10 protein-coding genes are annotated in these 13,754 nt (G+C 35.3%); 7 read left to right on the plus strand and 3 right to left on the minus strand.

What is annotated here, in order from left to right; genetic code table 11:
* Positions 1–505 precede the first annotated feature (505 nt).
* The gene (gene dcm, locus N288_RS03815) at positions 506–1,756 is read right to left on the minus strand and encodes a DNA (cytosine-5-)-methyltransferase (protein WP_009792069.1); all 1,251 of its coding nucleotides are present in this window, start codon (positions 1,754–1,756) and stop codon (positions 506–508) included.
* Between the two features lie 506 nt (positions 1,757–2,262).
* Here dcm and N288_RS03820 point away from each other — a divergent pair.
* Complete coding sequence (locus N288_RS03820) at positions 2,263–4,128, plus strand: DUF262 domain-containing protein (RefSeq protein WP_009792068.1); 1,866 nt, start codon at positions 2,263–2,265, stop codon at positions 4,126–4,128.
* A 225-nt stretch (positions 4,129–4,353) separates the two neighbouring features.
* Here the strand turns inward: N288_RS03820 and N288_RS25800 are convergent, their stop codons facing one another.
* Together N288_RS25800 and N288_RS03825 are read right to left on the minus strand one after the other, a co-directional pair.
* On the minus strand, positions 4,354–4,566 hold the full coding sequence (locus N288_RS25800; RefSeq protein WP_009792067.1) for an integrase core domain-containing protein: 213 nt from the start codon (positions 4,564–4,566) through the stop codon (positions 4,354–4,356).
* A gap of 405 nt (positions 4,567–4,971) precedes the next feature.
* Complete coding sequence (locus N288_RS03825) at positions 4,972–5,391, minus strand: very short patch repair endonuclease (protein ID WP_009792066.1); 420 nt, start codon at positions 5,389–5,391, stop codon at positions 4,972–4,974.
* A gap of 314 nt (positions 5,392–5,705) precedes the next feature.
* On the opposite strand from N288_RS03825, the gene N288_RS03830 reads away from it, so the two are divergent.
* The 6 genes from N288_RS03830 (at position 5,706) to N288_RS24215 (ending at position 13,400) form a co-directional block, all read left to right on the plus strand.
* Positions 5,706–7,112, plus strand: coding sequence for an McrB family protein (locus tag N288_RS03830; RefSeq protein ID WP_009792065.1), 1,407 nt, complete (start codon positions 5,706–5,708; stop codon positions 7,110–7,112).
* Positions 7,084–9,555: a restriction endonuclease-like protein gene (locus N288_RS03835; protein WP_009792064.1), complete on the plus strand. Its 2,472-nt coding sequence runs from the start codon at positions 7,084–7,086 to the stop codon at positions 9,553–9,555. The genes N288_RS03830 and N288_RS03835 overlap by 29 nt, the downstream gene beginning before the upstream one ends.
* A 466-nt stretch (positions 9,556–10,021) precedes the next feature.
* Positions 10,022–10,420, plus strand: a complete 399-nt coding sequence (locus N288_RS03840; protein WP_009792063.1) for a hypothetical protein — start codon at positions 10,022–10,024, stop codon at positions 10,418–10,420.
* 16 nt (positions 10,421–10,436) lie between these two features.
* Complete coding sequence (locus N288_RS25010; RefSeq protein ID WP_022543401.1) at positions 10,437–11,243, plus strand: HNH endonuclease family protein; 807 nt, start codon at positions 10,437–10,439, stop codon at positions 11,241–11,243.
* Positions 11,203–12,534 carry an AAA family ATPase gene (locus tag N288_RS03850; RefSeq protein ID WP_022543402.1) on the plus strand — a complete coding sequence of 444 codons (1,332 nt, stop codon included), beginning with the start codon at positions 11,203–11,205 and terminating at the stop codon, positions 12,532–12,534. The genes N288_RS25010 and N288_RS03850 overlap by 41 nt, the downstream gene beginning before the upstream one ends.
* Positions 12,531–13,400, plus strand: coding sequence for an HNH endonuclease family protein (locus N288_RS24215; protein WP_009792061.1), 870 nt, complete (start codon positions 12,531–12,533; stop codon positions 13,398–13,400). Before N288_RS03850 ends, N288_RS24215 begins: the two co-directional genes overlap by 4 nt.
* Positions 13,401–13,754: the final 354 nt, after the last annotated feature.

Raw genomic sequence — 13,754 nt, forward strand, 5'->3', positions numbered from 1 at the left:
TAGCTTATTCAAAATCCGTCTGGAGAACAATAGTGAATATGATTTTACGTAAGCGTCCAGGTATAGCTCTCGAAGAGCCCTACTTAAAGCACTACCTTCATTGTCATTCCACTCCGATTCCTATAAGTCTTTGTAGGACGAAGAATCCTGGCAAATAGTTGCTGTTACTTTGTATTAAGAGGGGGATTGAAGAATTCCAACTTCCACCTCATCCCCGAGCTCGTTCTTTACCTTACAACTCGAGAATCTCGATATTCACTTATCAACAATAAGACCCCTTTCCATGATTGAATTTATTTGGAGATATTATCAACCCAGATGTAATGCATTGTAATGGTACTTTGGCAATTGATGCTGTAGCAGCGCCGGGGATGGGTCAATATGGTTTTGTTTCACCAGAAGTACCTCATTCTCTTTGACATCCTGTACCAGTTTTTCGGAATTTGTATATTTAGTTTATAGAATGAGGGCGAAATAAAAAGACTTGGAATTAACCCCAAGTCTTTTATAAGTTCAATGAAATTTGTGCATCATCATGTGTTTCTTGTGCATCGATTTCTTTAACTTTATTTCCCATTTTTTCTATTAAATCCGTGACGAGCGCATTTCCCATACAGAAGTAGCGCATTCGATCACCCATAGTTGCCGTCCAATTATCAGGAAAGCCATTTAATCGTTCGCATTCAATTGGTGTTAAGAAACGCTTGCGCCCGTTTACTTCAACAATATGTGAGCTGCGATTAGTTGTGCCTTCACTTGTCAACATTGTTCGTCCAGGCAGATCAAGAGAATCAACAGGGGACATGCCACCTTCAGAAAAAACATACTTATGGCCGTCTTTAGTAGTACGTTGAATCTTTTTAGGGCCCCGCAAGTAAGTGAATTTTGCAATAGAAGCTTCTGATAAATAAAACTTTTCATCGACTTCAGATTCATCTTGTAAAATAGCTTTCAAGGGAATGGAATGCGGATTCTGTGGTTCTGTATGAACTGTGTGGATTTTCCCCTCAATCATAATTCCGGATGGATGATACAGAAACGAAAACTCATCAGAAATATCAACAAGATCTTTTGGTAATTCGACTTTACTATCACGGTTCTTATATATTTCTTCTTTCACCGGGAAGGTAGAGGCAAAAAAGCCGTCTTTTAATAATATTTCAGAAGTTGTTTTCTGCAGTTGGTATTCCGCAAAAGCCAGTGATTTATCATAAGCAAAGATGAAAATACGCCGCCGCCGCTGAGCAGTACCATATTCGGCAGCATTTATGACACGCCATTCCACAATATATCCTAAGTCACGGAAAGTAGCGAGCATGATTGAAAAATCACGACCACGTTGTTTAGACGGAGATTTTAAAAGGCGGTCTACATTTTCAAGTAGAATGTATTTTGGATGTGTCACTTCTACAATACGTTTAATCTCCCAGAAAAGAACGCCCTTTATTCCTTGAATACCTTGTTCTTTTGATAAAGAACGTGCCACCGAATAATCCTGACAAGGAAAACCACCAACAAGTAAATCGATGTTCATATCCTCAAATGTTTTATTCGATACTTTTCCAATATCATCATTGCAATTTACGCTCGATGGAAAGTGTGAATTATAGCAGTTAAAAGCATCTTGTGCTTTTTTTGATGGCTCCCATTGATTAGCCCAAACGGTATCAAAGAAATTCTTATCCGCTCTTTCAAGACCAACACGGAAACCACCAACGCCAGCAAAAAGTTCAACTACGTTTAAGTTTTTATTCATATATTATTATCCCTCTTTCGTTGTTTTCATTTTATAAAATTGGGATAAAAAGATCAACAACTTTTTTTTACCAAATAATTTAAAGAAAACTGCACAATATTACTTTTAATTTTATCATACTTAGAAATAATAGCCTAATAGTTAACAAATATAAAATCTATTATTGAGAATGGAAACCATAATTATCTCCGTGCAGCCATACTTGTTAATGATAAGTGCTAATGCCGTTAATGGGAAGTGTTTTTTTGATGCGTTACTACCTGTCCCTCGAGAAAAACACTTCGTGTAATTTTATGTTGGGCCATGAAGGAAGGCTTATTTTTTTGTGTTAAAAAAATGATAGCTTATAATTATTTTTTATAAAATTATCGGTTGTAAGAATTGGGTATTTAGCTTTACCGTTATTTGAAAAAGGGATATTATGTATATTGAATAAATAAAATCAAATGTAAATCGTAATCACGAAAACAACACTTTGTCTACAATAAAACATAGGGAGTACAATTATGAGATTTCATCCAGAAGATAAAAAAATCAAGGATATCTTTGGTTCTGGTAACATTTATCAAATACCGGATTTTCAACGAGATTACTCTTGGGAAAAAGGTAACTTTGAGGATTTTTTGCAAGACTTATTAACAGTTAGTAATGCAACATATAATAGTCATTCTCATATGCTAAATATTAATAGTATTGATGATTTAGAAGATTACTTTTTTGGGACGTTTTTGGTAATAGGTGATTATTCTAGTTCAACGGAGAAACGGATTGTAGTAGATGGACAACAACGTTTAACGACTATGACATTATTTTTAGCCGCGATAAGGGATATTATTGAAAATGAAAAAAAAGAAAAAAATATAGAGTATGCCCATCAATATGATGATGCGCTTGTTGTCAATATTACAAAAGGTGGTAGGTCGTCTAAGTATGCACGAGTTATTAATGACAAATTAATACCTATACTCCCAGTGAATATTTTAAATATTAATGACCATAGAAAGAATGGAACTATACATGATCCGGAAAACGAAGGGCAACAGTTACTCTTAGAAACATATGAGTGGTTTAAAAAACAACTTTCGCGTAGTGAGTTGGCAAAGAGATTAACCGATAACGATTCCAAAATACATAAGTTGGATATCAAAAAGATTAATAGTATTCCTTCCGAAGACTATTTGACATTTCTTGATAATTTAGGTAACCAATTATTGAAGTCGACTGTAATTGTTATTTATTCTGCAGATGAACAATCAGCAAATATCATGTATAGGAACTTTAACTTTCGAGGACTTCCACTAAGTGGACCAGATTTAATAAAAAACGAATTGTTTGAACTATTAGATGATTCTACGGGTTCGGCAAAGAAATTATGGACAAAAGTAGAGCAAAATGTATCAATAAAAGAATCGGGCAGCATGTCAACGTTCTTTATACATTATTTTTCATCTAAATATAAGCAAGCCTCCAAAAAGAACTTATTCCCTATATTTTTAAATAATGTAGATGCTATAATCTCAAGTTATCAAAACTTCTTAAATGAGATAGTTAAAGAGTCGGCACATTATAAAATAATAATTAGCCCGCAAGAAGATGATGAATTATTTGGGGAAGGAAAATTCTTTTTACAGAATGATCATCCAATGATTAAAAGACAACTACAAAAATTAAATGAATTAGAGGTTACACAGGTTAGAACACTATTGCTTGGTTTATTTTTCGCAAGAGAGAACAAGCTGATTACATCAAAGCAATTTAAAAAAGTGATATATAATATACTTTTATTCCAATCATTATTTGTAATGTCATCGTCGGCTAGCAATCAAATTAGGGGTATCTATTCAAAATATGGGAAAATATTCAGAAAAAATACAAATAAAGATAAAGTGGCAAAAGAGATTAATAATCTGTATAAGGACTTAGCTGCTAAGATTCCTTCTAAAGAAAGTATATTAAAAAGTGATTTAAACTATAATCATAAAGTTAAGTTTGAAGATATGACCAAGACACAGAAAAAAAATAAAGCTTTGATAAAATTAATATTGACAATTCTATCAGAAGAAAAGCAAGTTGAGAGCGGACAAAAAAATAGTAATGATTCTTTAAAGTTTATTTCTGAAGCTAGCTTGGAACATATTATTGATCAATCTTCTGATTTAGAAAGTAGATATTCTTTAGGTAATTTAATTTTAATAGAACAAAGGAAGCATGAAGATATAGAGGATAAAAAAGAAATGTACAGAAAATCAGAAATTATAATGACTAAGTCTTTCAGTAATCAAGTAGATAATTTTTCAACCAATCAAGATATCGAAAATAGAAACCAGGATATTTTGACTCAGTATTATAATTATGTAAAAAAACAGTTTTAAGTCGAATAAAATTTAGCAAAAATGTATTTGAATACGTAGACTTAATTCTTCATAGTAGATAAAAGTTATTTATATTGATTTGGAAAGTAGAAAGCTCAACTCCATCGATATATATATGGGCTGATTTTCAAAAAAAAATTTGTTGGGAAACTGTTGTTGTGCGTAAATAAAAGAACTCTCCTATGTTGAACTGTGCCCCCGTTTACGGACAGTTTAAAAAAGCGCCTATGCAGCCAATAAGTGCCCCCGGTATTGTACCGGGGGCATTTTATTTAAGCCCCATTGATAGCGATGATGATTATATTCGTTGATTACACAATCTACTTCTTTCTTTGCATCCTTAATATTACCCAGTGATTGATAGTCTGCTAAGTCTTTAAAAAGTCCCAAGAAACTTTCCAACGGTCCGTTATCCCAACAGTTGCCCTTACGGGACATTGATTGATTTAACCAAGCTTTCTTACTTTGCTTTGGAATAGAGGATCCGTGTTGTACATCCCTTGGTCAGAATGCAGCATTGCCTGTGGATGAAAATCAACAACAGCTGACGTTAAACTTTTTTAACGTTTTATAAACGATAGCCATCTCTAACGAAGTTGAGAGGTGGTAGGCAAGTATCTCTTTTGTAGCCACGTCCTTTACGCAGGATAAAAATGCTTTTTGGCCCTAACCATAATAGAGATAAGTAATGTAGTAAGCAGGACTTTTCCGGGGATTTCCTGATTGAAAAGTTAATCCTCAGCCCATATACATTAATTCTATTGAAACACAAAAAAGGATAGGGGCACTTTTTTATCAGTGTCCGTTACCCGGGGTATAGTTCATGTGAAGGAGAGTTCTTTTTTATTCCTTCTTCTTCGACTCACTGATAAACTCAGAGATTGTATCGACTGTATTTTCAAATTCCCCACGTATTTCATGTTCCCAGAGACGCAAAATATTCCAATCTCTATTTATATAAAAGTCTGTAACTTCTTTATCCCTTTCCTGATTCCTATGCAATTTGTTTGACCAGAATTCTACATTCGATTTTGGTATCTTTCCATGAATCGGACAAAGATGCCAGAAACAGGAATCTATAAAAATTACGACTTTATATTTCTTTATTGCAATATCGGGAGTCCCTTTCAACGATCTTACATTTCTCCTAAACCGGTAACCTCGATTCCATAACTCATGTGTGACCATGTCTTCCAGCTTCGAGACGGCCTTTATGGACCCCATTATTTTACTTCTTGCATCTGACGTTTTAGGGTTCTTCATGTAAACGAACTCCTTCTCAGGTAGAATATATTTATACTACCTGAGAAGGAGGATGGATAAACACTTTTAATCTAAATTTCCTGAAGACATTCGTCCTATCCAATACTTTGAGTAAAAAGGTTGTTGGAAAAAAGGTGCCTGTCCCTACATTTAACAATGCTTTAAGGTGTTTAGGATAAGGTTCAACATGCTTTACTACTATACAAGAATATCGTCATGTATAGCAATTCTCCCAGTTGCTAATATTAAGTAAATAATATGCTAAGGTCAAAAAGCCCACTGATTTACTATATTTTTATTTTAAGGTGATAAGAATGAATAAAAATAACTTTATAAAATGGTTAGAGGAAAATAAAAATATTAGTTCTTATTCTTCAAAAAGATACATAGGAGCTATTGATTCTATTAGCTCCGAGATAGATAGATATGGTTTGGATAACATAAATCTCTACCAGATTTATAGCACAGACATAATAGATAATATACTTTCCAACTCTTTGTTTCAGGAACGAAATCAAAAAGGAAACAGAATGTATAGTGCTGCATTGAATCATTATAAAAAGTTTCTTGAGGAAAGTATTGGGTATGGCCATCATAAGGACGTTAAAGAGAATGAAAGTATATATCTATTTACAAAGCAACTAACTGATCATATTTTCAATTACATACAAAGCAAAGGCTTTTATTATAGGAAAGAGGAAGTCATCAATTTATTCCTCTCTCTAAAAACAAAACCTTTTGTAATCCTTTCCGGTATCTCCGGAACAGGTAAAACCAAAATGGTTCAATGGTTTGCCGAAAGTTTAGGTGCGAATGAGAAGAATGGGCAGTTTACGCTGATTCCTGTTCGTCCTGATTGGAGTGACGGATCTGACTTATTGGGATATGTGGATATCAAAGGCGATTTTAAAGAAGGACCATTATCCAAAGCGATTAAGGCAGCACAAGAGCAGCCTGATTTGCCTTACTTTGTTCTTTTGGATGAAATGAATTTGGCGAGAGTGGAGTACTATTTCAGTGATATTCTCAGCGTGATGGAGAGTAGAAGGTGGGAGAATGGGAAGGTTGTTTCTTCTGTTTTATTATCGGAGGAAGTTGCAAAAGAAGGGGTTACACTTCCTAACAATCTTTATGTGATCGGAACCGTTAATATGGATGAAACCACACATCCTTTTAGTAAAAAGGTTTTAGACCGGGCCAACACGATTGAGTTTAATCGGGTTGAATTAGACAATTTATCTTTTCTTAATGACCTTGAGGAAGTTGATCCAATACAAATTGGACAAACTCAGCTGGCTTCGAAATACCTGCACTTAAAGGATCTGTACAAGGAAGATACAAAGGTTATTGAAAAGGCTACAAATGAGCTGGTAAGGATCAATAAGAGCCTGCAGCTGATTAATGCACATATCGGGTACCGAGTTAGGGATGAAATCTGCTTCTATCTGGCCTATAACAAGGACGGTGATCTAATGACCTTTGAGGAAGCGTTTGATCACTGTATCCTTCAGAAGATCCTGCCGCGATTGTCTGGCAGTGACTCCAGGATTGATCAGCTGCTAAGGGAGTTATATCTGATCTTTACTAATACGGAGTATCAGGAGAATGGGGAATCTCAGTTTGATGAAGAAAGTACTATATATCCTAAGAGCGCTCGGAAAGTCATTGAGATGCTTAGGAGGTTAAAGGACGATGGCTTTACATCCTTCTGGATCTCGTGATGAAGTTGAATTGGTTAAGATCGAAACAGAAGATTTTTCCTTTGTGGTAAAAGGAAAGCCGTATCATGAGAGGTATGAAGGGTTAAAACAGTATCGTGCCATGGACAGGCATGATGTGATGCAGTTTTCTGTTCATGGGGATATGGTCAATCAGGTTTTGGTCTATGATATTGAAGCGCAGGTACTTCAGGAATCAACTCAATTAAGGCCCATCTTTTTCGAGAATGGAGTCTATCAGGTTATTGTCGTACCTAAAACAGGCAGAGACTTATCTTTTTATCATGAACATCCTGGTTTAAGGCAATCCGTTGCCAGAGTGGAAATCACCCATACTTATATGTTGATGGGAAATTTACAGTTTCAAAATGAAGTAGGGTTAACAACCTTTGAAATTAGAGATGGCAGGGAAAAGCTGTTAGAAGTAACATTAGAGATTTTTCCGGCAAAGCTTGATTACAAAAATGATTATAAAAAGCTGCTGGAAGAAGTGAACGATGAAATTTACAATCTTGCCTTTCATTTTATCCGGAAAACCTACTTAGGGGCTAAAGTGAAGCTTGATGGCAAGCCATCGCGAAGTGAATTTTACCGCTTGATTAGCAAGCATTTTGATCAGCTGCTTCAGGCTGTAAACCGCATTGAGCGGCAGCCTCATCATCTTCTCCAGAAAACTTATGAAAAGGTAAGGGGAGACCAATTAAATAAGTTAGATTCCAGAAGCAGGAGCTATCTGCAAAAAAGGCCCCATCTATTCACAGAGGTTCCAAATGGCATCCATATCAATCACAAAACACTCATGCCAACACAAGGTCTCCGGGTAAAAAAGGAGATTACCTATGATACATTGGAAAATCGGTATGTAAAATGGATGATGCAGCGGGTTACTCATAAGTTGTATGATCTGCTGGAAGCATTGAGGAACAGAAGCTCGAGATGGGAAACAGAGCCTGACGCTGATCTTTTAGGTAAACTGATCGAGATGATTAAGCAGTTAGAGGGGAAACAGAAAAGCCCATTTTGGAAGGGAATAAAGAAGCTTGATCGTTCTGTTCACAGTCTCGTTCTGCAGATGGCACCAGGCTACCGCGATGCTTTCCAGATCTATCTGACGGTTTCCAAAGGGTTAATGCTTCAGGGCAAGCTTTATCAGATGTCTGTAAAAGATGTAGCGACTCTGTATGAATACTGGACATTCCTGAAGCTCGGGCAAATTCTTGATAAAAAGTATCAGCTTATGAGCCAGGACATTATCCAGGTAAACCGTGAAGGCTTATTCGTAAATCTTCAAACCAACCGCTCAGCAACAAGAAAGTATAAACACCCATATACCAAAGAGGAAATTATTCTGACATACCAAAAGTATGAAAGTGGCTTGCCAACCATTCCTCAAAAGCCGGATACAATGCTCAGCATAGCGAAAAAGGGGAAAGGATTTACCTATAATTATGTATTTGATGCCAAGTATCGAATCGATTACGCCCAGGAAGGAAGCTATTATAAAAATCGATACAAGCAGCCCGGACCCCTTGAGGACGACATTAACACCATGCACCGTTACAGGGATTCTATTGTTGCCTATAATGATGGGCCATATGAAAGAACCGCTTTTGGAGCGTATGTACTTTTTCCATGGTTTAATGAAGAACTTTACCAGGATCATCACTTCTATAAAAGCATCGACAAAGTAAATATAGGCGGGCTGCCATTTCTTCCGAATGCAACAGACCTGGTCGAAAGATTCGTGGAAAGGCTGATTGAAAAAAGCCCCGAAGAAATTCAGGAGGAAGGCATCCTGCCAAGAGGTACATTTGAAGATTGGAACTCCAGCCTGGAAGAGAAGGTTCTCATCGGGCTTGTTAGAGACCGTGAAGAGTATATTAGCTATAAGCAGACTGGCAGCTATCGTATCCCTGTAAATAAATTGAGGGCGGGATGGCAGGAGACTAAGTATATCGCTCTTTATGTGAAGAGCGGTGTATTAGAGCATAATGGAGTTATTTGCTATGGCAGGGTTAAGGATATTAAGCCGGTGAGATCAGGATTAGAGGAATATATGCAATTCGAAGTGGAGCATTGGATTAATTGTAATCCGATCATTAAGCCTGTGGGATATGGGATTGCTGAGTATATGTATACCACATTGAGCAATCTGGAGGATGCTACAGAGCTGCCGGAGCTGTTTATGAAGTCTGCGGAGGAAAAGACTTTATGGAGAATGCTTAGGAGGGTTTCGGACAAGATATCTATTAGGCTTGACACTGTTGATCTTGATGCTGCTACTAGGGTAGAGGAGTATAGGATTAGGGATGTTTTGGTGAGGGTTGATAGGGATAGTAGGGAAGTTTATTTGATTGGTGAGAGTGGACAGAAGAGGGTTCACTTTGATGTGTTGCTGAGGAATCCGGCTGGTGTTTTTAGGAGTTTGGTTGAGATGTTGGATTGAGCCAAGGGGGTTCCTTGGTTTTTTTTGATGGTGTCTGGGGGAATCTGTTTCTGTAGCTTCCATATAAAAAGTCGTGGTGATCCGAAGTCTTGCCGTCACCTTGGTAAACGTCTTGAATTTCCTGATTTGCAAGTTGCTCCGCCAAATGAATGAGAGCATATTTGAGTAAAAGGAGAAGCTTTCTTTTATTAGGTCACCCAGCATGTTATGTCTCTAGCTTAATCTTAGAGAATTCCTGGTAATACTACTGATGTAAGAAGAAAATTATGAGCAAGAAGCTTTTTGTAATAGATTTTTCATAGATTCCTCGTTTAGGAATGTGGAGATCCCCCTTAATAATGGGTTTATTTGGTATAATTATAATAACATACCATCCAGGTAGCGCAATGAGTGATAGAGTTTAACCCCCTTCTCAAAAGAAGCTTAAAGATTTAATCTGCTAATCAATTGATGAGGTGTTAATAATATGAAATATAAATCAGTAGAGGAAATTTTTCCACTAATGAAAGACGAACTGAATAGAAAAATGGCAAAAAAAATTTACTATTTTATAGAAGAAAATTTCACTGATATAGAAAATGTTTCTCTTAGAAGATGTATTTCAATTGCAAAGAAAGGTTTTATAAAATTTGCTACGATCACTCCAGAAAACGGTAATTCACTATTGCTCCATTTTCCGAGTGAAATTAGAGATAACCTCTTAACACAAAAAGAGAAATTTAGTGTCCAGTATGAAAAGCCAAAACGAGAACTGTATATAAACCAAATCAATATTCCTTTTGCTTATATACATGATGTGAACGAGTTATATAATTTATTAAAGATTGCTTTCGATAATCCAAGAAGAATAAGAAATAAGTCATAAGTGAATAGGAGATTATATGATTAGAGTTTATAAGAGCAAATGGCCAGAACCATTTTTTTATGAGTGGGTCAATAAAAATCATATCGAATACCCAGATGATTATAACAGATATCACTTAGAGGAGTATTTAAGTTATTTTAATAATAAGTGTGTATTCTGTGAATCTTCCCTATCTGATATGAAGTTAATGGTTGGGCATTACAGACCAACTAATGGTGCATTGAATATAACTAATGGTCATTTCTCTGAAAATCATTATCGGTGGTTGGATAAAGATTGGTCAAACACATTGGTTCTATGTGTTGAATGCCATAGAACTAAAAGTAATAGGTTCCCACTTGAAGGAGAGTTTTGTTCACCTGAAGCTGATGAAATTGATTTAACTAGCGAAAAACGTTTGTTAATTAATCCCTTTCGTGATTTTCCAGAAAAGCATTTTTTGTATGATGAAGAAGGAATTATCATACCCAAAACAAAAAAAGGAGAAGTAACAGTAGAGGTATTGAACTTAAATCGACATTCATTAATTGAAGGAAGAAGAAGGGAATATTCTCATTTTAATAGAGTCTGTCAGGCCTTTATAGATAATAAAGAAGATGAGGGAATACTTGAAGAAATAATAAAGCAAATAAGCCAAGAAGCTCCATTTGCTGGGATTAAAAGATACTTTTTATTAAAAATGATTGCTGATGACTTAATTCCATATGTACAAGATTTTACACCATACCTCCGCATACTTAGAGGAAGAAACCCTATTACAAGAGAGGATATTCAAAATAAGGTTGCAAAGGAGAAATATTTTAATAACACAAAAAAAAAATGATTATTATGATGTAACAGATGAAAATGATATACATAAATATTTTTCTAAACAGAGGTTTATAGAATCAGTTGAAATAAGGAATTTTAAAGGCTTGAAGTATTTAAACCTAGACTTTGGATTAAGTCAAAGTATGGGCGCACCATGGTTAATGTTATTAGGAGAAAATGGAGTAGGTAAGAGTTCAGTGTTACAAGCAATATCTATTGGACTAATGGGAGAGCAAAAGCGTAAAGAAGTAATTTTGAAGAGTGCCAATAATTTTGTGACTAACCAAAAAAGAGAAGGCTCTATTAAGATAAAATTAACTGGAATGGTAGACCCAATAATAATAGATTTCACTAGAGACAGCCATTTATTTGGAGGGGAAAATCATGTTGATCCCCGTGTACTAATTTTATCTTATGGTTCAACTAGACTTTTACCAACCGAAAATAAGATAGATATGTTTAGGCCATCGTGGGCAAGAGTAGAGAATTTATTTGATCCATTTGTACCCCTGGTTGATGTAGAGAATTACTTAACTTGGTTGGAACAAGAAGACTTTTTTATTGTTAAAAATGCTATTGAAAATTTATTCATGGAAAAAGTAGAGTTAATTAGAAATGGTGGAACTAAGGGGATAAAGTTCCGGTTTTCTAATTCAATAGTTCGACTAGAAGATTTAAGTGATGGTTATAGAACAATCATTGCTTTAGCTACTGATATTATGATGGTTATGAAGAATAGATGGCGTAGTTATGATGCTGAAGGTATAGTTCTCATTGATGAGTTAGATGCTCACCTACATCCAAGATGGAATATAGAGATTGTCAGGAAGCTAAGAATGGCTTTTCCGAAGATCCAGTTCATAGCTACAACTCATAACCCCCTAACACTACGAGGTTTATTAAAAAATGAAGTAGCAGTTATGCTGGAGGATAATGATAGAGAAACTATTGTATTGCAAAATCTTCCTGAACAAAAAGGTATGATGATTGAAGATATCTTGACTTCAAAGTTTTTTGGTTTGTACGATACATTACCTGAGTTAAATTCAATTTTTCATGAGTACTATAGATTGTTAGCTAACCCATCTCCTAACACTAAACAAAAGGATAGAATTGCTATATTGAAAGAAAAATTAAAAGATTATGATAAGTTAGGGAATACAAAAAGAGATCAAATGTTTTATGAGGCTATAGATAGATATATAGCTAAAGAGAAAGCAACAAATGAAAAACTAACAAGTGATTCATTTATCCAAGATATTGATAATATTATTAATTCACTTAGAGGGTTTTATAAAAAATGATATATATACAAAGAAGCGAGACACCACCTGTATTAGATTTAGAAGATAGTAATTCAGTTGGTTCAAAGGAGTACACAGAAGCAATTAAACACTTTGAAGACAAAGACCGTAATTTTACTTTTAGAGCATACAAGGAAGTAAAGGATGTTCTAGAAGTTATGTTTAATAGCAAATGTGCCTATTGTGAGAGTGACATATCGCCGGTATCGTACGGCGATATAGAGCACTTTAGGCCAAAGAGCGCGTATCATACTACTAAAGCCGAAACTCTAAAATATCCTGGTTACTATTGGTTAGCTATGGATTGGAATAACTTACTATTATCTTGTGAAGTATGCAATAGGACATATAAGAAAAACCAGTTTCCTTTGGTGGATGAAGCTAAAAGAAAGAAAAAGTATGATGAAGAGGTTATTGAAGAGCCATTACTTATTGACCCCTGTGACGCAAGTTCTAATCCCCAGGATCATATTAATTTTACAGAAGAAGGATTAGTTGAGTATACACTAGGTGGTAGATGTAAAGGAAAAAAGTCTATAGAAGTATATGGTTTAGATAATCCAAAACTAACAAGGAAAAGAAAAAAATTAGCTAAAGAAATAAGTGATAAAAAAAGCCAGGTTTTAAGATACATGGATAATATAAGAGCGTTATTAGCAACCCCCTTGCCTGGTGAGCTTAAAAGTGTATTAGAGAATAATTTTATAGATTTAGAAACAGTTTATAAATCTATAAAAAACTTAAATCTACCAACAGAGCCATATCAGGGATTGGTAAGAAATTTAACTGCAGAATTTTTAGCTAAATATTCTCCAATAATTGACAAGCTTCTTTTTGAATTTCATGAACAAAAGAAGGAAGAATAATTACAAAGTATTAGAGAGTAAATTTACGAGATTGATGAGAAGAGCCAAGGGGACAATCCCTTCGGCTCTTTTTAAAACTGGACCAAGGGACCTGTCCCTATGGCTCATTGATAGTTAACAAAAGCCGGAGCCGGATCCAATTCCAAAACATCCTTAGGTGTCATCAACGGCTCATCCTTTTTATAAACGCCGTACTGAATAGGCTGCTTTTGCACAAATTCATTGTATCCAGCTCTTTTGATGGCATTCAATCCATGGCCGTCGAATTGATGATGACTTCTGTGTTGTCTGTAGGATGGATGGAGTCCTTATTGATTAGGACATTTTCTGCGAATTGATGGACGATGACCATTT

It is taken from the genome of Bacillus infantis NRRL B-14911 (assembly GCF_000473245.1).
GTDB lineage: Bacteria > Bacillota > Bacilli > Bacillales > Cytobacillaceae > Bacillus_AB > Bacillus_AB infantis.